Origin of the sequence: Desulfuromonas sp. DDH964, assembly GCF_001611275.1 — a bacterium.
Classification (GTDB): domain Bacteria; phylum Desulfobacterota; class Desulfuromonadia; order Desulfuromonadales; family DDH964; genus DDH964.
In genome coordinates this window covers 1796916-1817396 of record NZ_CP015080.1, presented here as the reverse complement: position 1 = coordinate 1817396, position 20481 = coordinate 1796916, and the positions used below count along the sequence as shown (strand labels likewise).

The following is a 20481-nucleotide window of genomic DNA, read 5'->3' as shown; positions in this document are numbered from 1 at the left end:
TAAGATTGCCCCTCAACAAACCCGGCCTGCGGCCGGTCCGAGAGGAGTTTCTTTCATGAAGTACCAGAGTACCCGCGGCGGCGTTAAAGGCATCCCCTTCAAGGACGCCGTGATGATGGGACTGGCCGATGACGGTGGCCTGCTGCTGCCGGAATCGATCCCGACGCTGACCCCCGGCGACCTCGACGCCCTGGCCAGTCTCGCCTATCCCGAGCTCGCCTTCCAGGTGATCTCGCGTTTCGCCACCGATATTCCTGCGGCCGATCTGAAGTTGTTGATCGAACACTCCTATGCCAGCTTCACCCACCCGGAGGTGACACCGGTCGTCCATCAGGACGGCGTCTACATTCTCGAACTTTTTCACGGGCCGACCCTCGCCTTCAAGGATGTCGCCCTGCAACTGCTCGGCAACCTCTTCGAGTATCTGCTCGCCGAACGCGGTGAGCATATGAATATCATCGGCGCCACCAGCGGCGACACCGGCAGCGCCGCAATTTACGGGGTGCGCGGCAAACAGAACATCAATATCTTCATCCTGCATCCCCATGGAAAAGTCTCTCCGATCCAGGAACTGCAGATGACGACGGTGACCGATGCCAACGTCTTCAACCTGGCGATCGAGGGAACCTTTGACGATGGCCAGCGCATCGTCAAGGAAATTTTCGGCGACCTTGCCTTCAAGGCAAAGTACGCCCTCGGCGCCGTCAACTCCATCAACTGGGCGCGGGTCCTGGCGCAGGTGGTCTATTACTTCCATGCCTGGGCCGAGATCCGGCGCAGCACCGGCTGCCGGGAGCTCTACTTCTCGGTGCCGACCGGCAACTTCGGCGACATCTTTGCCGGCTATATCGCCAGGCGCATGGGGCTGCCGGTCAAGCGCCTGATCCTCGCCACCAACGAGAACAACATCCTCTCCCGCTTCGTCCGAGACGGCGACTACTCGGTCGGCAGCGTCGTCCCGACCCTGTCGCCATCGATGGACATCCAGGTGGCGAGCAACTTCGAGCGTTACCTCTTCTACCTTTTCGACGAAAACCCCGCGCAGGTCAAGGCAGCCATGGCCGCCTTCCAGAAGAGCGGCAGTCTCCCTTTCGACGCCGCGCAGCGCGCCAGGGTCGCCGACGACTTCCTCGCCCTCACCGTCGATACCGCTCAGACCGTGGCAACGATTCGCGACTTTTACGCCGCCACCGGCTACACCCTCGATCCGCACACCGCAGTCGGCGTCCGGGCGGCCAAAGAACTCGCCGGCGGCGAAGTCCCGGTGGTCTGCCTCGCCACTGCCCACCCGGCCAAGTTCGCCGAGGCGGTCCTGCATGCGACCGGCAAAAATCCGCAGCGGCCGGCATCTCTTGCCGGGATTGAGGAGCGGGAGAAGCGCTGTGAGGTGATCGCTGCGGACACGGCAACGGTCAAGGCGTATGTGGAGAAACACGCGCTCTGACGAGCCTCGCCGCTACCCGCCGCAACAAAAAGACCCGGGGCCAGCTTCTGCCGGCCCCGGGTCTTTTTGTTGCGTCTCTGCTTTTAGGTCGAGGCCACCCTATGATTCCCGAGCAGCGGCAAAGGTCCGGGCAAAATCTTCCGCAAACATCTCCAGGGTGGTCCCGGTCGTGTTGCGGTCGGTTCGCGGCCGGCCAACGGCAAATTTCCCCTCGTTAAGGGCCCGGCTCATTTCGATGAAGAGGCGCGCGGCGTCCCGTCCCATCCCCATCGCCAACATTCCCAGCTCGGCCTCGGTATAGTTGAACTGATGGTATTTGAGGCCCGGCTTGCCGATCGCACGGCCGATGATGGCCGTCGCTTCCCGGAAGGTCAGATCGCGCGGCCCAAGCAGGTCTTCGACCACCTTGCCGGTGAAATCCCGCCGGGCCAGGTGCTCGGCAACCCGTTCGGCAATATCGCAGGTCGCGATCATGGCAATCGGCTGGTCACCGCGAACCGCCGAACCGGTCATCCCCATTTTGCGAATAAGGGGTATGGACATCTCCAGGTTCTCCATGAAGTAGGCTGGCCGCAGGTGCAGGATATTTACCCCCGCCAGGCGGTTCAGCCGCTCCTCCTGATCACGCAGTCCGAGTATCGGGCCACTGCCGGCCGACAGCTCGGCCCCCTGGCTGCTGAGGTTGACGACATGGGTGACGCCGGCGCCCCTGATCGCAGCGGCGATGGCCGCACCGATCTCGTTCTGGAAGCCGCGAAACGACTTGGCGCCATGGTTCGGCGGGATCATGGCGAAGAGCGCCGTGGCGCCGGCAAAGGCATCGGCAAGAAAGACGCCATCACCCAGCTCGCCCACGCCGGCTTCGGCACCGCGCGCCACCAGCGGCTCCAGGCGCTCGGCGCGACGACCGATCACCCGCACCTTTTTGCCCATGGAGAGCAAGCGCTCGGCCGCCTGGCTACCGATATGCCCCGTCGCTCCCGTGATGACAATCATGAAATTCTCCTTCGCCCCCCCGGCTCCCCGTTCGGCACTCCCGCCGCCACGAAACGACATCGGTTCATTATACTGTCGATGGCCGGGTTTGCGCCGCTGCCGGGTCCGGCCAACTTTATCAAATCTTTACACGGCATTTAAGCAGGCATTGCGCAGATGCATTATGCTGTCTATCAAGACAGAGCAGAAATTCACCAACGTTTCCGGGTGCCCTAACGGACCCGTTCCGGGAGGTCTTCATGAAAACGATAGTAACTGCATTGGCAGCCCTGACCCTAACCTTGCTAACCGGCCTGACCGCCTGGGGTGCAGATCCGGCCCCTGGCACACCCCCCGGCCCGGCGATGACCGCCAGCGCCGTCTTTGCCGGCGGCTGTTTCTGGTGTACCGAGTCCGATTTTGAAAAACTCCCCGGGGTGATCGACGCCATCTCCGGCTATACCGGCGGGGAGATGGCCAACCCGAGCTACGAACAGGTCTCGGCCGGTGGCACCGGCCATGTGGAAGCGGTCAAGGTGATCTACGACCCGACACGCATCACCTACCCGCAGCTCCTCGACTGGTTCTGGCGCCATATCGACCCCACCGACGCCGGCGGCCAGTTTGTCGATCGCGGTTCCCAGTACCGCAGTGCGATTTTTTACGCCAACCCCGAGCAGCAGCGCGCAGCGGAAGCCTCCAAGGCACAGCTCGCTGTCTCCGGTCCTTTCAGTAAAAAAATCGTCACCGCCATCGAACCGCTCGGCCCCTTCTACCCGGCCGAAGACTATCACCAGAATTACTACAAGGAGAACCCGGTTCGCTATCACTACTACCGCTGGGGTTCGGGGCGGGACCAGTTTCTGGAAAAGAGCTGGGGGAAAGCCGAGGTCGACAAACTTCCCGCCGGCCGGGACGGGATGGAGATGAAGATGGAACCGAAGAGCGGCAAGGAGATGGGTGAGCCGGGCATGACCGCTAAAGGGATGGCGCCGGTGGTCCACAAGGAGCGGACCTACACCATCCCCGACGACGCCACTCTGCGCCGGCTGCTGACCCCGATCCAGTACCAGGTGACGCGGGAGGACGGCACCGAGCCCCCCTTTAAGAACCCGTATTGGGACAACCATGCAGCGGGCATCTATGTCGACATCATCTCCGGGGAACCCCTCTTCAGTTCTACCGACAAGTACGACTCGGGGACCGGCTGGCCAAGCTACACCCGGCCGCTCAACCAGCAGAACGTGGTGGAGGTGAAACACCCCGGCATCTTCGGCACCACCGTCGAGGTACGCAGCAGGCACGCCGACTCCCACCTCGGTCACGTCTTCAAGGACGGCCCGCCCCCGACTGGTCTGCGCTATTGCATCGACTCGGCGGCACTGCGCTTCATTCCCGCGGCCGATCTGGCCAGGGAAGGATACGAGGAGTATCTGCCGCTCTTCAACTAGGGGAGAGTTGTGAAAAAACGACAGCAGGGGCCGCAAATGCGGCCCCTGCTGTCGTTTTCTGCCAGTACTTGCGGATCAGACCGTCACGCCCTGCGCCATCAGCTTCGACATCGCCCGGGCAAAGGCGACCGGGTCCCGGGGGCGGTCCCCTTCGAGGAGGAGGGCCTGGTCGTAGAGCAGCTCCACATACTCCTTGAGCTGGGCACTCTTGGCGTCAGCGGCAAAAAGATCTTGCATGCGGACGATCAAGGGATGTTCCGAGTTGACCTCGAGGGCGCGTTGACCCCGGGGGACCTCCTGCCCCATGGCGCGGAACATCTTCTCCATCGCCGGGTCGAGATCGTGTTCGCCGGCGACCAGGCAGACGGCTGAGTCCTTGAGCCGTCCGGAAATGCGGACCGCACTGACCTGGTCCTTGAGCTCCTCCTGCATCATTTCGAGCAGGCCGCCGTATTCCTTCTGCTTCTCTTCCTTGTTGCTGTCACCGAGGTCGAGGTCCCCCTTGAGCGCCGACTGGAAGGGCTTCTCCTGGTAGCTGTCGAGACGGCTGATGATGATGTCATCGATATCGTCGGTCATCAGCAGGACTTCATACCCCTTCTCCTTGAAGATTTCGAGATAGGGGGAGGATTCGGCCGTCTTCCGGTCGGGCCCGGTCATGTAGTAGATCGACTCCTGCCCCTCGACCATCCGTGCCACGTAGTCGGCGAGGGTGATTTTCTTCCCCGCCTCGGTTTTGGTCGATTCGAAGAGGAGCAGTTCGGCAATGGCATCCTTGCGCTCGAAGTCGTGGTGAATCCCCTCCTTGAGGATGCGGCCGAACTGGCTGTAAAACTCGTCGAACCCGGCAGCATCCTCCTTCTTCATCTCCGCCAGGGTGTCGAGCACCTTCTTGGTGATGCTCTTTTTGATCACGCTGACGGTCTTGTTGTCCTGGAGGATTTCCCGGCTGACGTTGAGGGGGAGGTCGGAGGACTCAACCACCCCCTTGACGAAGCGCAGGTAGGGCGGCAGCATCGCCTCGCAGTGATCCATGATCTGCACCCGGCGCACGTAGAGGGTCGGCCCCACCTTGTAGTCCTGATAATAGATGTCGAAGGGGCGCTTCGCCGGCAAATAGAGAAGAGCCGAGAACTCCGTGGTCCCCTCCGCCCGGTAATGGATAACCCGGGCCGGGTCGGTGAAGTCGTGGGAGATATGCTTGTAAAATTCGTTGTACTCTTCCTCACCGATTTCGCTCTTGTCCTTGAGCCAGATCGCCTTGCGCGAGTTGAGGGTTTCGACTTTGGTCTCCTCGACCTGCTTCTCCTTGTCATCCGGATCGGGCTTGCTGCGGGTGACCGCCATCACCACCGGGTACTCGATGAAGTCGGAGTACTGTTTGACAATTTTTCGCAGTTCCCACTCCTGCAGGAACTCCTGGCAATCTTCCTTGAGATGGAGAACGACATCGGTGCCACGACTCTCCTTCACCCCATCCTCCAGGGTATAGCTGCCGTCGGCATCGGATTGCCAGACCACGGCCTGATCGGCGGGGGCCTGGGCGCTGCGGGTACGAACCGTGACCTGGTCGGCAACCATGAATGCCGAGTAGAAGCCGACCCCGAACTGGCCGATCAGCTCCGGGTTGTCCTTGACCTCACGACTCTCAAGGAGTTTCATAAACTCCTTGGTACCCGAATGGGCGATGGTGCCGAGGGCCTCGACGGCCTCGTCCCGGGTCATGCCGATGCCGTTGTCGCGGATGGTCAGGGTCCCGGTGGCACTGTCCGGAATCAGCTCGATCTGCCAATCCGAACCGTCGGGGTTGATGCTGCTATCGGTCAGGGAGAGATAGCGCGCCTTGTCGATGGCATCCGAGGCATTGGAGATCAGTTCGCGCAGGAAAATCTCCTTGTGGGAGTAGAGAGAATGGATCATCAGGTCGAGAATCTTGTTTACCTCGGCCTTGAACTTGCGTTTGCTGACCGTCATCGGACTGGTCCCTCCTGTGGGCAAAAGATGGTGGAACGGGTCACAACATAAGCACCCGGTCAGAGCTTGTCAACCCGCAGCGGGGATGAATGCAAAAAAGCCCCCGGAAGACTCCGGGGGCTTTTTTGCTGGTCGGCGGTGCTGATCAGCAATCGTAGTAGAGGGCGAACTCCGTCGGGGTCGGGCGCATGCGGTTCGGGTTGACCTCCGCTTCCATCTTGTACTCGATCCACTTCTCGATGACGTCCTCGGTAAAGACATCTCCCTTGAGCAGCCACGCATGGTCCTCCCGCAGGTGATTGAGGGCGTCCTCGAGGCTGCGGGCAACGTTCGGCACATCCTTGAGCTCCTCCGGGGAGAGGCCGTAGATATCCTTGTCGAGGGGCTGACCCGGATCGATCTTGTTCTCGATGCCGTCAAGGCCGGCCATCAGCTGGGCGGCGAAGGCGAGGTAGCCGTTGCAGCTCGGATCGGGGGTGCGATATTCGACCCGTTTCGATTTCGGGTTGCTGGTGACCGGAATCCGCAGCGAGGCGGAGCGGTTGCGGTTGGAGTAGGCGAGGTTGACCGGGGCTTCGAAGCCGGGGACCAGGCGCTTGTAGGAGTTGACGCTCGGATTGGTAAAGGCGCAGAGGGCCTTGGCGTGCTTCATGATGCCGCCGATGTAGTACATGGCCATCTTCGACAGGCCGCCGTAGCCGTCCCCGGCGAAGAGGTTGGTGCCATCCTTCCAGAGAGACTGGTGGCAGTGCATCCCCGAGCCGTTGTCGCCATAGAGAGGCTTGGGCATGAAGGTGACGGTCTTGCCGTTACGGACCGCGACGTTCTTGACGATGTACTTGAACCACTGCAGGGTATCGCCCATCTTCAGCAGCGAGTCGAAGCGCATGTCGATTTCGTTCTGACCGCCGGTGGCGACTTCGTGGTGGGCAGCTTCGATCCGCATGCCGACGCTCTGCAGCACCTGGACCATCTCATTGCGCAGGTCGACGTGGGAGTCGGTCGGGGCGCAGGGGAAATAACCTTCCTTGTGGCGCGGCTTGTAACCGAGGTTGGGATACTCCTCGCGGCCGGTGTTCCAGGCCCCCTCGACCGAATCGATGCTGTAGAAGGACTCGTTGGCGCTGGACCCGTAGCGGATGTCGTCAAAGATGAAGAATTCCGGCTCCGGCCCGAAATAGGCGGTATCGGCAATGCCGGACGATTTCAGATAGGCTTCGGCCTTCTTGGCGATGAAGCGGGGGTCGCGGGTGTAACCTTCGCGGGTGATCGGGTCGATGACGTCGCAGATCAGGCTGAGGGTGGTCACTTCGATAAAGGGGTCGATCTTGGCGGTCATCGGATCGGGCATCAGCAGCATGTCGCTGTTGTGGATCGGCTGCCAGCCGCGGATCGAGGAACCGTCAAAGCCGATCCCTTCTTCAAAGGTATCTTCGCTGAATTCAGTCACCGGAACCGAAAAATGCTGCCAGATCCCGACGAAATCGAGGAATTTGTAGTCGATCATCTGGGCATTGTTTTCTTTTGCAAAAGCAACAACATCCTTGGGGGTCATGGTTCCTTCTCCTTTGGCTGGGTAAGAGTAAAATCCTGGCCGTCCCGCCCCGGGGGCGCCCAGGCAGTAACAGTCTGCCCCCCTGAAAACTAGAGGGCGTCGTCGCCGCGTTCACCGGTACGGATGCGCAGAATCTCGTCGACCGGGGTAACGAAAATCTTGCCGTCCCCGATCCGTCCGGTTTTGGCCGCTTCCGCGATGGTATCGACCACCTTGCTGACCATGTCGTCGCGAACGATGATCTCCATCTTGATCTTGGGGATGAAATCAACGACGTATTCGGCACCACGGTAAAGCTCCGTGTGCCCTTTCTGCCGTCCGAACCCCTTGACCTCGCTGACGGTAATCCCCTGGATACCGATCTCGTTCAACGCTTCCTTGACCTCGTCGAGTTTGAAAGGCTTGATGATCGCCTCAACTTTTCTCATCGCAGCTACCTCCCCGGTATGGATTATAGGACGCCTGATACAGTTGCAGAATGCTCAGTATAGCCACCCATCAGGTGTTGGACAACTATCAATTTTTCACAACGGAACTGCATAAGAGCAAATAGCTTGCCAAAACGGCGATTACCGCAAGCCATGGGCAACCACATGGATTTGTTCACGTTCCGGCAAATCGTCGTCCCAGTTTCCGCCACCGGGCAGGCCTGATGCCCATAATTTGAGCAGGGCGGAAAGAGCCTGACCAAAAAGCGGGCACGCCTACTGCCTGCGCACGGTCATTGCCAAATTATTATCCGCGCCCGCCAGGCCGCCGAGTTGCTTGACTAATCGCTATTGAAGTCTTTACAATGACTTGCTTTTTTGGTTGGTTTTCGCCCGCGTCCACTTTTTCGGGTGAACCGGGTCTGCAATGACAATGGAGGATCCATTGAATAGATTCGCGCCAATCCTGGTTGTCGACGACAGCGAAACGCAACTTGCAATCCTCCGGGACGCGCTTCAGAATCGCGGGTTCCAGGTCGAGACGGCCAGCAACGGCATCGAGGCGATGACCCGGGTCTACCACTCTCCCCCCGGGCTGATCCTTTCCGATGTCCTGATGCCGGAGCTGAATGGATACCATCTCTGCCGGCTGTTGAAGAACGACCCCCTGACGGCGGCGATCCCGATCATTCTTTTGACCAACCTGCGCGAACGCCACGACCGTTTCTGGGGGGAAAAGGCCGGCGCCGACCGTTACCTCGAAAAAACCACCGACCTCGATCCGATCCTCGACACCGTTACCGAGTTGGCCCTGCACCGGGCGCCGCAGGGGCTGCGCCGGCTGCCGAGCAAATCCCGGGATCTGAGCAGTGAAGATATCCAGTCCCGGGTAACGACAATCCTCGACCGCCTCCTCTACGAGTCGACCATTTCCAACGAGATCCTCAAGCTGACGGGTCTCGCCCACGACGGCGACCAACTGGTCAGTGAGGTGTTGCGCTTCCTCTCGGTGATCTGCCGCCACAGTGCCGCAAGTCTGCTTTTCGCCGACGGTGACGACAAATATTTACTCGCCATCCACTCGGTTGCCCCACTCGGCGAGGCAGCGCTGGCCGCCATCCGCGAACAGACCTGGGCCGCCTCGGAACGGAAGGAAGCTTCCGCCCAGGTGCGGGAAATCCTGGTACCGCCGGACGATCCGGAAACTTCACCCCTTGGGGACGGGCTGCAATTGCTCCACACCCTGCCGATCAGCGACCAGGGGACCCGGCTCGCCCTGTTTCATGACGGCGCCGTCAAGCTTACCGATGGCAGCCGCCATTCCCTGACCATAGTCGCCGACCGTCTCCAGATCGTCATCGGCTACCTGCGCAAGACCCGCGAGATCGAACAGGTCAAGGCCGATTTCGTCTCCATGCTGGTCCATGACCTGCGGGCTCCCCTGACCAGCATTCGCGGCTTCACCAATATCCTTGCCGAGGGGATATACGGCGACATCAATACCGAGCAGAAAAACGCACTCGGCAATGTCGAAAGCGGTTGTGACCGGCTGCTTGCCCTGATCGAGGACATCCTCGACCTCTCCAAACTCGAAGCGGGAAAGCTCAAACTGCACTCTTCGCCCCTGCAGCTGATGCCACTGCTGGAAAAAACTCTCGCCGACCTCAGTCCACTCTTCGCGGAAAAGTCGATCCAGGTCGAACTCGAGATTCCCGAAGAGCTCCCCTACCTCCTCGCCGATGGCAAACAGCTGGTCCGGGTTTTTGCCAACCTGCTCAGCAATGCAGCCAAGTTCACCCCCGCCGATGGCCGCGTCGTTGTCTCCACCAGCCTGCCGGGCGGCGCGGAGAGTGATTTGCTCCAGGTCAGCGTGACCGATACCGGCGAAGGGATCCCGGTCGAATTGCAGAAACTGCTGTTCGGCAAATTCCAGCAGTTGCCAAGCCGGGGCCCGTTTCGCAAGGGGACCGGTCTGGGGCTGGCGATCTGCCAGGAAATCATCCACCTCCACGGCGGTCGGATCTGGGTCGAATCTCCGCTCGGCCCGGCAGGTGGGAGCCGGTTCGTGTTCACCCTCCCCCTGCTCGACTGATCCGTCAGCGTTCTCCTTCGCTCTCGATCACCTCGCGCAGCAGTTCAGCGAAGTCCGCGCCGCCGGTGATGCCGGTTGGCGTTCTCCCCAGCCGCCGTCGGTACCAGTCCAGAAACAGCCGCCACTCCATTTCGAAGTTGGGGGTGAAAAGGCCGCTGCCGAGCGCCGCATCGATTTCCGCTCCCCGCCAGAACCGTACCTCCTCGATCTCCTCCGCTGCAAACCGGATCGCGCCCGCATGGAGAGCGAGGTAGGTGGCGACATTCTCCGACTCGATCTCGTTCCGGATGCGTGACCTGTAGAGGAAAGTCAGGGGGAGATCGCGGAGGCCAAGTTCCTCGCGCATTTCCCGGACCGCCGCGGCCAGGTAGTCCTCCCCCGGGTCAAGATGCCCCCCGACGCTGGTGTCCCACTTCCCGGGCTGGATATCCTTGTGCCGTGACCTTTTCTGCAGCAGCAGCTCTCCTCCCGGGCGGAATACCAGCACATGGGCGACCCGATGCACCAGCGCCGGGTTGCCGTGGCACGCGGAGCGCGGGGCGATACCGATGACCCGGTCCTGCTCATCGACGATTTCGAACATTTCCGTTTTTGGATGCGACATGAAACGATTTTCCCTGGGGGGGAAGCGCTTGTCAAAGGTGGGCGGCAAAGGGGATGCCGGGGGTGAGGTCCCGCAGCAGCCGGGCCAGTAACTCTTCCAGGAACGGGACCGAACCGGCGAGGGGATGCTGGTCGGGAAGGAGATGGAATTCGGCGCCGTGGCGCTCGGCAAAGCGCCAGGCATGGGCCGGCGGGACGAGGTCATCGTCCCGGCCATGCACCACCACTGTATGCCCGGCGCAGGGCAAGGGATCCTGGTTGCGGTAGCCGGGGAGATAAAAGGCCGGGGCGAGCAGCAGCAACCCGGCGGGACGCAGGCGCGCCGAGGCACAGGTCGCGACGTAGCCTCCCATGCTCGAACCAATCAGGACCAGGGTGCCGGGGTCTGCCGGCAGGGCGTCGAGAAACCGTTCGATCCGTTCTTCCGCGTCCCGGGTGCCGCTCAGGTCGGGGCTGAGAAAGCGCCAGCCGAGACGCCGGGCCACGGCCGCCAGGGCGAGGCTCTTGGTCCCCCAGGGGCCGCTTTCCTTACCGTGGGCGAAGACAACGAGGCTCACGCTCCCTCCACAGGTGCCGGCGAATAGATCTGGCGCAGGGCGGCAGAATCGACGGCATCGTGCTGCTCCGCCTGGAAATTGGCTCGGGCGTAGTCCCGGTAGGCCTCACTGCGGACAAAAAGGTCGAAGAGTTGCGGGTCGAGGTGGCCTTCGGCGCACATCCGCGCCATGATCGTCAACGCCTGCGAGAGGGTATTGGCTTTGCGGTAGGTGCGGTCGCTGGCGGTCAGGGCCTCGAATACGTCGGCAATCGCCAGGATTCGTGTCTGCAGCGGGAGCTGCCCGGCGGGAATCCCCTGCGGGTAGCCCTTGCCATCCATCCGCTCATGGTGGCCGGCTGCGATCAGCGGCACATTCTGCAGATGTTCCGGGAAGGGGAGCGCTTCCAGCATGCGGTAGGTGACATTGACATGGTTGTTGATGATCTGTCGCTCCTCGTCGGTCAGGGTCCCCCGTGGCACCGCCAGGTTGCGGATTTCGTCCTCATTGAGAAGCGGGGCGGCGGCGCTGGCATCATGATTCGGCAGGGTGATCCGGCCGAGTTCGGCAAGGTAATGCCGGTCACTCTCCGAGAGAAACTCGCCGCCGGTATTGCAGCGATGCAGGAAGCTGCGGATCGCGTCAATCTGCTCCAGCGGCAGGGGTGAAGCGGAAGGAGTCTGGTGCGCCGCCTCTCCCTTGCTGAGCCGTGCGACTTCAGCCTCCAGCCGGAGGATTTCGAGGCGGGCATCGACGAGGTGAATGCGGTCGAAAATGGTTTCGAGCTTGGTACTTTTATCGACCACCCGCTCCGGCGTCGTCATTTTGCCGCAATCGTGCAACCAAGAAGCAATCTCGAGTTCATCGAGCTGCTTCTGGTCGAAACGAACCGGGCCGAAAATGGGGCCGGTATCGGCGTTGACCGCCCGCGCCAGCGCCATGGTAATGGCAGGCACCCGCCGACAATGGTTGCCGGTGTGGTGCGACTTGTCGTCGATGGCATTGGCGATGAGCTGGGTCAGGGAGCGGAGCAGATTCTCCAGGCCATCGATCAGCTGGCGCCGGTTGAGCGCTACCGCCGCCTGGGAGGCGAGAGCCGCGGCCAGCCCCTGGTCTGCATCATTGAAAATGGTGGTAGCGCCGTTTTCCGGGTCCTGGGCATTGATCAGCTGGAGAACGCCGATAATCCGGTTCTCGTGATCTTTCATCGGCACCGCCAGCAACGACCGCGAGTGATAGCCGGTCCGGGCGTCGAAGGCCCGGGTCCCGGAGAAGTCGAACTCCTGGTCGGCGTAGGCGTCGGGGATATTGATGATGCGGTCTTCGAGAACCGAGCGGGTGACGACCATGCGCAGATTGGGACTGCCATCGGCGAGTTCCAGCGGCACCGGCGGAAAGTTGACCGGCACGCCACTGCTTCCGCCCATGTGAAGCCGGAGCGAGGTGGTGTGAACCAGCTGGAAAACCAGGTTCCGCCCTTCCAGAATATAAAGGCTGCCACCGTCGGCGTGGGTCAACTCCTTGGCGCCAAGCAGAATCGTCTCCAGCAGCAGGTTGGTATCCTGCTCGGCGGACAGAGCGGTACTGATCCGGGTTAACAGTTCAATACGCTTGAGGAGCTGGTCGCTGGTTGTCATCCGTCTTCCTCCAGAAGCGGGCTGCAAACTCAGATTCTCAGCTCTTTATAGCAGAGGCCAGCCCGGACCGGAACCCTATTTCCAGCCCCGAACCGGCGCCACCAGATAAAAACAGAGGGCTAGCCGGTCGGCTAGCCCTCTGTTTTTATCTGGTGGGCGCAGTAGGGATTGAACCTACGACCCCTGCCGTGTGAAGGCAGTGCTCTCCCGCTGAGCTATGCGCCCGTATTCATTTGGGGGTGTGGATTTATAGCAATTGGCGTACCGGCTGTCAACGGGAAATTCGCCAGCAGGATCGGCCTCAGGCGGTTTCAACGACCTCAGCAGGAACGCCGATCGCTTCGAGCAGGGAGTCCGGAAGCGGGGTCGGCCGCCGGTCGGGACCGAGCACTACGTGACGAGTGCGCCCCTCGGCAAGCAGGGTCCCGGCCTCGTTGCTGGCCCGGTAGGAAAATTCAATCACCTTGCCGCGCATGCGCACCAGAGTCGTCTCGACTGTCACCACATCTTCGTAGAGAGCCGGCGCCCGGTACTTGACCTCGGCCTCGGCGACGACGATGAAGTAACCGGCCTTTTCAAAGTCCCGGTAGTGCAGTCCCTGCTGACGCAGAAAATCGGATCGCCCCTCCTCGAACCAGATCAGGTAACGGGAGTGGTGCACGATCCCCTGGGCATCGGTTTCGGCGTAGCGGACAGTGAGCGACATGGAACGGGTCATCGGTGGCCCTCGACGAATTGGAAGCGCGGTGACAGAAGGTCGTCACCTTAGCAACCGCAGCGGTGTGGTGTCAAGCGCGGGGAATCCCGGTCGAATCCGGCATCAGGCGAGCTCGCCGCCGATCGTCACCTTGACCGTGTGCAGCGGCGTGCTGCTGCCGCTCGCTTCCAGCGCCCGCCGGGCCAGGGCGATCAGGCCGGAACAACAGGGGACCTCCATATGAACAACGGTCAGGGAGCGCACCTGGTTCTGGCGCAGAATGGCGGTCAGTTTGTCGAGGTAGGCCTGGCCGTCGTCGAGCTTGGGGCAGCCGATCAGGAGCGCCTTCCCCTGCAGCAGGTCGCGGTGGAAGTCGGCATAGGCGAAGGGAGCGCAGTCGGCAGCGAGGACCAGCTCTGCATCCTGAAGAAAAGGGGCAGTCGGCGGTACCAGGTGCATCTGCACCGGCCACTGACGCAGCTCCGAACTCCGCGCGGGGGCCGTGGTCGCGCCGCCTCCCGTGGCAGGGGCAAGCTGCCGGACCTGGGCCGAGGGACAACCGCCGGCAGCCGGCATCACCCGAACCTGGGCCGAAGGACAACCTCCGGTTGCGGGAGCCGGGTGGCTGGTCGGAGGATGGCTGCTGGCTGCCAGGTGCTTTTCCACCGCGCCTTCGTCGAAAGCCTCGGCCTGCCGTTTTTCGACAATGATCGCATCCTGCGGACAATGCCCGAGACAGGCGCCGAGACCGTCGCAGAGGTTGTCGGCGATCAGCTTTGCCTTGCCGTCGATAATCCGGATCGCACCTTCGGCACAGGCCGGCACACAAAGGCCACAACCGTTGCATTTTTCTTCGTCGATTCTCACGATGTCACGCTGCATCTCTATCACCTCATGGCTCTTGGATGGTTTAGGATTCATGGTACTGGGATGATTATGCCTGACTGCGGTCCTGCCCGCATTGACACAGGTCAAGGGAAGCGCGCGCCCGCCAGCCTTCCCCCTTCTGGTGATTAGAACAGGTAGTGCCAAAGCAGGTCAAGCCGTCCCCTGAGCAGCAGGTGACGCCCGGAAAAGCGCATGATGGCGCGAACCTGCTCACGATGGCCACTGCGATAGCAGTGAACCGGGCACTCCTTGCAGGCGGGTTTCGGGTCGAGGGGGCAACAGCGACGGCGGGCAAAGGCGTAGGCAAGGAATTCCCGGCACTCGGAGCAGAGGGGGAATCGCTCCAGGCGCAGGGGGGCGTAGCCAGGCTCCGCCAGATCAAGGGGAGCACGCTCATCGGAATGATGGTTCCGACAATAGACCGCGGTGAAGTGCGCGAGAATCCTGAGATCCTTGCGCTCGCGACGGGTCAGGGGAGATAACGCTGGAGCATTAGCAGACATGGTGGGAATAGTAACAGCGAGCCGGGAGAGCGGCCTTGACCAGGGTCAAATTGAAACGTGCCTCAGCGGCTCCTGAGCATTTGCTCGATTTCGGCAGCACTCCGGGCCGGCGCAAACCAGAAGCCCTGCCCTTCCTCGCACCCCTGGGCGCGCAAAAAGTCGAGCTGTTCCCGGCTCTCGATCCCTTCGCCGATCACCTTCAAACCGAGGCTGTGGCTCATGGCGATGATCGCCCGGATCAGGGCATCATCCTCGGCGCTGCGACCGATCTGGCTGGTGAAACTCTGGTCAATCTTGACCTTGTTGACGGGAAGATGCTTAAGGCAGCTCAAAGAAGAATCCTCGGTACCGAAATCGTCCATCACCAGCTGCACCCCCTGGTCGGTAAGACGCCGCAGAACCTCGACGTTGAGCTGCAGCTGCTGCATGACGTGCCCTTCGGTCAGTTCGATATCGAGTTGGGCAGGATCAACCCCGGTCTCCCGTAAAATCCCCATGAACAATTCGACCAGGCCGGGGACCCGCAACTGGCGACCAGAGAGGTTAACGGCGAGGCGACCCGGTCGCAGGCCAGCCTCCTGCCAGCGCCGCAGTTGCCGGCAGGCGCTGCGCAGCACCCACTCGCCGACACTGCAGATCAGGCCATTCTCCTCAAGCAGGGGGATAAACCGGCGCGGCATCACCAGGCCATGGTCCGGCGACTGCCAGCGCAGCAGTGCCTCGAAACCGATCAGTTCACCACTGGCGAGGTCAAACTGGGGCAGGTAATGGAGCAGGAATTCATCCCGCTCCAGCGCCCGATGCAGGCCGGTTTCGAGTTCGAGCCGTTCCCGGGCGGCGGCGTTCATCTCCGGAGCGAAGAATTGATAGCAGTTGCCACCATTGCTCCGGGCCATCGAGAGGGCGGTCTCCGCGCAGCCCATCAGGAGCTCCCCTTCATTGCCGTCAAAGGGGTAAATGGCGATGCCGATGCTCGGCGAGAGGTAGATTTCCCGCTCTCCAATCTGGGAGGGGCGGGCAAATGTGACCAGAATCCGCGCGGCCATGGCCGCTGCCTGGCGATGGTTCCGCAGTCCGGAAAAGAGGAGGACGAACTCGTCCCCGTCGAGACGCGCCACCGTGTCGCATTCGCGGATCGAATCGCTGAGCCGCCGTGCCACCGCCTGCAGCACCAAGTCCCCGACCCGGTGGCCGAGCGACTCGGTCACCCCCTTGAAACGGTCAATCCCGAGGAGCATGACCCCGACCTGGGTGGCATCGCGGCAGGCGCGGGCGAGAAGCTGGGCGAGCCGGTCGTGGAAGAGGAAGCGGTTGGGGAGGCCGGTCAGCGAATCGAATTGCCCGAGGCGGGCGATCTGGTCTTCGAGCTGCCGGCGTTGAAGCTGATAACGAAGGACCCGGCCGATGAGCGCCGGTGTCAGTTCGTCCAGGGTGATTAAGTCAGCGGCACCGACTTCGTTCGCAGTTGCGGGATCGAAACCACCAACCAGCAGGACCGGGCGAGAAGGAGGCAGCTGCGCCTGGCGCAGGAGTTCGAGCGCCGCTTGGCTATCGGGCTTGCCGGCGACCAGGGCCAGAGCGCAATCGGCGCTGGCAAGCGTCACTGCCCCCTGCTCCCAGGCGATCTCGTGAATCGTCCAGGCGGCTGGCTCCGGCATCCCTGCCAGGGCCTGACGCACCCGGGACCCGACAGCGGCATCCTCGGCGATCAGCAGAAGGGACGGCTTTCTACCAGCCACGCTGTCCCGCAATTTATTCGGCAAGGATACCTCCTGCTTGGAGTACGGGGCCGGTGACATCGACCGGAAACCGTGCAAGGGAAGATTCAGCGCGATCCGGGAAGAGCATGGCAGGCTCCTGCGCCGCCGGCGGGTCCCCGGCGCGCCAAAGAGGATCAGCGTTCGCGAAAACTATCGGCCAGATCGGCGAGACGTTCGGCATCGAGAATACGGATCGTCCGCCCTTCGACGGCAATCAGGTCGTCGTCGGAGAGCTTGCGCAGGGTTCGCGACAGGGTTTCACTGACAGTGCCGAGGTTGGAGGCGAGCTGGGACTTGGAGATCGGCAGAAAGGCGGTCTCCCTGGCCCCGGCGAGATCGAGGATATAGCGGGAGAGCCGGGCGGGGACATCCTTGAAGGTCAGCTCCTCCACCTGGGTGGCGAACTGCCGCAAAAAGCGGGAGAGGCCACCGATCATATTGATCGCAATGCGCCCCTGGCGTTGCAACAGGTCGAGGAATTCCTGCTTCGGGAAGAAGATCAGCAACGATTTTTCGAGGGGCTCGGCGTAGGCCGGGTAGCGGCCATCACCGAAGATCGCCGCCTCGGCAAAGGTTGCCACCGGGTGGACGATGTGCAGGATGCGCTCCTTGCCATCGGGGGAGAGCTTGTAAATTTTGACCTTGCCGGCAGCCAGGACATAGAAACCGGCGGCCGTGTCACCGCTGGAGAAAAGGAGTTCCCCCTTTTCGCAGTCACGGGATCTTGCCACCTGCAACAGCTCGTCAAGGTCGTCGCTGGTGACACCGGCAAACATCGGACATTGTTTGAGAACCAGGCGGATATCCATGGCGCTGATGGTAGCAAAAGGGTAACCACCAGGCAAGGAAATTGGCGGCTGGCCACACCCTTAACGGGCCGGGAGCCGTTGGGCCGCGAGGAGTTCTGGCCAGGGGTTGATCGGCGTCATCCGTCCCCGGTCCCAGGCGACCACCATGAAGTGCAGGTGGGTGGGGCTACGCCGGGCCTGGGCGTTGATTCCGGTTCGTCCCATGATGCCGAGGGGCGTTCCGGCGCTGACGACATCGCCGGGCATGACATCGACCCGTTCGAGGTGGGCGTAGTAACAGAAACGGTCGCTGGCGGGATCGTAAACCCAGATGCAGTTGCCGCCATAGGTGGGTGTCCCCGGTTGCCAGCCACTGTTGGTGGCGGCCACGACCCCGGAACTGAAGGCAAGGATCGTCACCGGGGCGCCGGAGGCGTCGTCGCGACTGTCCTGGTCCTGGTCGGTGATAAAGAGATCGTGGGCGGGGTGAAGTCCCTTGCGGCTGCGGTTGTTATAGAAATCGAACCGGCCAAGATGATAGTTGCGCCCCCCCTCGCCACACTCGGGACCATAACCGGCGACGGGGAAGACATGTGGTGTCGGCGCGATTTCCCGGCTGGCGGCACGCAATTGCGGCAGCAATTTTTTGGCCTGGGCCCGGGCCTGGGCGGGGGTGATCGTCTCGCTGCGAATCGCCGCGCAGAGCGCGTTCCAACCCTGCCAGGGGTTCGCGGCCGAGGCGGGCCAAGGGAGGAGCAGAAGGGCCAGGATCAGCAGGAAGCGACGCACCCCGATCATAAACGCACCGGTTACCAGCGCTTGGTGACTTCCATCAGGTGGAAACCGAACTGGGTCTGGACCGGTCCGAGGAGCTGCCCGACCGGACCGGAAAAGACCGCGGCGTCGAATTCCTGGACCATGTCGCCAGCACGAAACGCACCCAGGTCGCCGCCGCGCATCCGCGACGGGCAGGAGGAATTCTGCAGGGCGACCTCGGCAAAATCGGCGCCGGCCTCGATTTCAGCCTTGAGTTTCAGGCAGTCAGCTTCACTGGCGACCAGGATATGGCGGGCGGTAGCAGTCGGCATGGTTCACTCCCTTGGGGTGGGTAATCAGCAGTCAGGATAATGGTGTCAACCGGGACGCCGCGAGCGGGGCAGCCCCGCTACGACCAGACGATACGACTCGTCGATCATCCCCTCCAGGTCCGCATCCGGCAGGGTGCCGTCGAGGACCACGGTGTTCCAATGGCGCTTGTTCATATGGTAGCCCGGCAAAACTGCGGGATAAAGCTCGCGCAGAATTTCGGCGTGCTCCGGCAGGCACTTGAGGTTGAGCCAGGCCGGACCGTCGCCAGGCATCAACAAGGCAAAGATCCTGCCGCCGACCTTGACAGCCAGGGTCTCCGCGTCGAAGGGATAGGTCTCTTCGGCGCCGGGTCTGGCAAGAAGATAACTCCGCAAGGTCTCGATATCCATCTTTGCAGCCTTCGCTTCGGTGCCAAGATCAGCAGGAATAGCTCTTTTCTTATACAGCGCCCGCTGCCGGCTCGGCAAGACATGATTTCCGCTGCCGGCATCGGGTAGGAGGCGGGGTCGCCCCCGCCGTCCTCCCACACCACCGTGCGTACGGTTCCGTACACGGCGGTTCACAAGGCGCTCTGAAAGCGGCGGTGCTGATCGGTCAAGCGGATCAGCCCCAAGTAGCGAAAGAAGGATGTCGGATACGCTTCATTCATGTGCGAGGCCCCTGAGTTCCACCAGGGGCCTCGCCCGTTCGTGGCCGATTTCCACGCCCGGGCTTCCGGCAATCCCCGCTGCATCAACCTCTTGGCCCGGGTATAGGGGCGCTTCCACTGTCGCCATAGAATGCAGCGCAGCTTCCGCCGCAGCCATTTGTCCAGTTCTTCGAAGATGCCTTTGACCTCCGCCAGGCGGAAGTAAGAGGCCCACCCCCGTAGCTTCGGGGTGATTTCTTTGATGACCTGAGCGAGACTGCGTCCCCTGCCCCGTCGGCAGACCTTCCTGAGTCCGGCCTTGAACCGCTTCACTCTCGACTCCGCCACTTTGAGGCGGGGTTTCTTGTGAAAGGTCATGCTGTAACCCAGAAAGACCCTTTTCCAAGGACGGTCGACGGCGCTTTTGGCGACGTTGACCTTGAGTGCCAGCCGCTCCTCCAGGAACCGGGTGAGACTGGCCATGACCCTTTGGCCGCTGCGCCTGGTCTGCACGTAAATGTTGCAGTCGTCGGCGTAGCGGCAGAAGGCGTGACCGCGCCTCTCCAGTTCCTTGTCGAACGCGTCGAGCAGGATGTTCGACAGAAGAGGTGAGAGGGGACCACCCTGCGGCGTCCCTTCCACCCTCTGCGACACAAGCCCGCCTTCGAGCACTCCGGCTTGCAGGTACCGCCGGATGAGCAGCAATACCCGCTTGTCTTCGACCTTACGGGCGACCCGCGACATGAGGATGTCGTGGTTCACCCGGTCGAAGAACTTCTCCAGGTCGATATCGACCACCCAGCGCTTGCCGTCGGCCACATGCCGACGGGCGGCTCTAACCGCCTGCCAGGCACTCCGTCCGGGACGATACCCGTAGGAGCTCTCGGAGAAGTCCGGATCGAATAGCGGCGTCAGCACCTGATGCAGCGCCTGCTGAATGAGCCGATCGCACACCGTGGGGATTCCCAGGGTGCGCACTCCCCCGTCGGGCTTCTCGATTTCCACCTTCCGCACCGGCTGGGGGCGATACGTCCCATTCAGCAACTCTTCCCTGATGGTCGGCCACTTCTCCTTGAGAAAACCGCGAAGCTCGCCCGTCGTCATCTCGTCGATGCCGGGGGCGCCCTTGTTGGCTTCCACCCGCTCTAAGGCCGCCATCATGTTCGGGCGGCTGACGACGTCTTCCATCAGCCCCCTTTCCGCTTTCGTCCAGGAAGGGTCTCTCGTTGCCGTGACGTTTGACGCACCGCTCCCATGCTCTGGCGGCTTCCGGCCGCTGCCCTCCGGGACGGCTCCCGGTATCTCGACCGGGACTTCTGCTGCTCTTGTCGTCATCGAAACGCGAGTCTCCTGAAACGACGCCTCGTGTTCGGCCCTTTGCCGGGTGGTTACTCCGGCTACTACGGCCTCTGCTGACTTCTGCCGGCCCGTCC

At 62.0% G+C, this 20481-nt stretch carries 19 protein-coding genes and 1 tRNA gene; 3 read left to right on the top strand and 17 right to left on the bottom strand.

Translation table 11 applies throughout. The features are described from left to right. Window positions 1-55: 55 nt before the first annotated feature. Window positions 56-1444: a threonine synthase gene (gene thrC / locus DBW_RS08205; RefSeq protein WP_066726774.1), complete on the top strand. Its 1389-nt coding sequence runs from the start codon at window positions 56-58 to the stop codon at window positions 1442-1444. Between the two features lie 99 nt (window positions 1445-1543). On the opposite strand, the gene DBW_RS08200 is transcribed toward thrC, so the two are convergent. Next, window positions 1544-2440 (bottom strand): NmrA family NAD(P)-binding protein, encoded by an 897-nt coding sequence (locus DBW_RS08200; protein ID WP_066726772.1) that lies wholly within the window; start codon window positions 2438-2440, stop codon window positions 1544-1546. Window positions 2441-2679: 239 nt separating this feature from the next. Between DBW_RS08200 and msrA the strand changes: the two genes are divergently transcribed. After that, window positions 2680-3870: a peptide-methionine (S)-S-oxide reductase MsrA gene (gene msrA / locus DBW_RS08195; RefSeq protein WP_066726771.1), complete on the top strand. Its 1191-nt coding sequence runs from the start codon at window positions 2680-2682 to the stop codon at window positions 3868-3870. Between the two features lie 75 nt (window positions 3871-3945). Here msrA and htpG read toward each other — a convergent pair whose 3' ends face one another. The 3 genes from htpG to DBW_RS08180 all read right to left on the bottom strand — a co-directional run bounded on the left by htpG (window position 3946) and on the right by DBW_RS08180 (window position 7827). Continuing rightward, window positions 3946-5844: a molecular chaperone HtpG gene (gene htpG / locus DBW_RS08190; protein ID WP_066726769.1), complete on the bottom strand. Its 1899-nt coding sequence runs from the start codon at window positions 5842-5844 to the stop codon at window positions 3946-3948. A 145-nt stretch (window positions 5845-5989) separates the two neighbouring features. Next, entirely contained in the window at window positions 5990-7399 is a 1410-nt protein-coding gene (glnA, locus tag DBW_RS08185) for a type I glutamate--ammonia ligase (protein WP_066726767.1), read from the bottom strand. An 89-nt stretch (window positions 7400-7488) separates the two neighbouring features. Then, window positions 7489-7827 (bottom strand): P-II family nitrogen regulator, encoded by a 339-nt coding sequence (locus DBW_RS08180; RefSeq protein ID WP_066726765.1) that lies wholly within the window; start codon window positions 7825-7827, stop codon window positions 7489-7491. 445 nt (window positions 7828-8272) lie between these two features. Here DBW_RS08180 and DBW_RS08175 point away from each other — a divergent pair, with 445 nt between their 5' ends. After that, window positions 8273-9919, top strand: coding sequence for a hybrid sensor histidine kinase/response regulator (locus DBW_RS08175; protein ID WP_066726762.1), 1647 nt, complete (start codon window positions 8273-8275; stop codon window positions 9917-9919). 4 nt (window positions 9920-9923) lie between these two features. On the opposite strand, the gene DBW_RS08170 is transcribed toward DBW_RS08175, so the two are convergent. The 13 genes from DBW_RS08170 to ltrA form a co-directional block, all read right to left on the bottom strand. Next, the gene (locus DBW_RS08170) at window positions 9924-10523 is read right to left on the bottom strand and encodes an NUDIX hydrolase (RefSeq protein ID WP_082820251.1); all 600 of its coding nucleotides are present in this window, start codon (window positions 10521-10523) and stop codon (window positions 9924-9926) included. Between the two features lie 31 nt (window positions 10524-10554). Then, window positions 10555-11079, bottom strand: a complete 525-nt coding sequence (locus DBW_RS08165; protein WP_066726760.1) for an alpha/beta hydrolase — start codon at window positions 11077-11079, stop codon at window positions 10555-10557. Beyond that, the gene (locus DBW_RS08160; RefSeq protein WP_066726757.1) at window positions 11076-12695 is read right to left on the bottom strand and encodes an HD domain-containing phosphohydrolase; all 1620 of its coding nucleotides are present in this window, start codon (window positions 12693-12695) and stop codon (window positions 11076-11078) included. Before DBW_RS08160 ends, DBW_RS08165 begins: the two co-directional genes overlap by 4 nt. 150 nt (window positions 12696-12845) lie before the next feature. Continuing rightward, window positions 12846-12920: transfer RNA gene (locus DBW_RS08155), tRNA-Val, on the bottom strand. Window positions 12921-12996: 76 nt separating this feature from the next. Next, window positions 12997-13413 carry an acyl-CoA thioesterase gene (locus DBW_RS08150; protein ID WP_066726754.1) on the bottom strand — a complete coding sequence of 139 codons (417 nt, stop codon included), beginning with the start codon at window positions 13411-13413 and terminating at the stop codon, window positions 12997-12999. Window positions 13414-13515: 102 nt separating this feature from the next. Beyond that, window positions 13516-14274: an ATP-binding protein gene (locus DBW_RS08145; protein ID WP_066726752.1), complete on the bottom strand. Its 759-nt coding sequence runs from the start codon at window positions 14272-14274 to the stop codon at window positions 13516-13518. A 131-nt stretch (window positions 14275-14405) separates the two neighbouring features. Next, window positions 14406-14783, bottom strand: coding sequence for a nitrous oxide-stimulated promoter family protein (locus DBW_RS18125; protein ID WP_082820250.1), 378 nt, complete (start codon window positions 14781-14783; stop codon window positions 14406-14408). 62 nt (window positions 14784-14845) lie between these two features. After that, entirely contained in the window at window positions 14846-16546 is a 1701-nt protein-coding gene (locus DBW_RS08135; RefSeq protein ID WP_197463759.1) for a putative bifunctional diguanylate cyclase/phosphodiesterase, read from the bottom strand. A 131-nt stretch (window positions 16547-16677) separates the two neighbouring features. Next, window positions 16678-17352: a Crp/Fnr family transcriptional regulator gene (locus tag DBW_RS08130; protein ID WP_082820248.1), complete on the bottom strand. Its 675-nt coding sequence runs from the start codon at window positions 17350-17352 to the stop codon at window positions 16678-16680. 60 nt (window positions 17353-17412) lie between these two features. After that, complete coding sequence (locus DBW_RS08125; RefSeq protein WP_066726745.1) at window positions 17413-18129, bottom strand: M23 family metallopeptidase; 717 nt, start codon at window positions 18127-18129, stop codon at window positions 17413-17415. Between the two features lie 11 nt (window positions 18130-18140). Further along, a complete protein-coding gene (locus tag DBW_RS08120) occupies window positions 18141-18419 on the bottom strand; it encodes a peptidylprolyl isomerase (protein ID WP_066726738.1) in 279 nt (92 codons plus the stop codon). Between the two features lie 45 nt (window positions 18420-18464). Next, window positions 18465-18809: an MmcQ/YjbR family DNA-binding protein gene (locus tag DBW_RS08115; RefSeq protein WP_066726736.1), complete on the bottom strand. Its 345-nt coding sequence runs from the start codon at window positions 18807-18809 to the stop codon at window positions 18465-18467. A gap of 170 nt (window positions 18810-18979) precedes the next feature. Next, a complete protein-coding gene (gene ltrA / locus DBW_RS08110) occupies window positions 18980-20383 on the bottom strand; it encodes a group II intron reverse transcriptase/maturase (protein ID WP_066724184.1) in 1404 nt (467 codons plus the stop codon). Window positions 20384-20481: the final 98 nt, after the last annotated feature.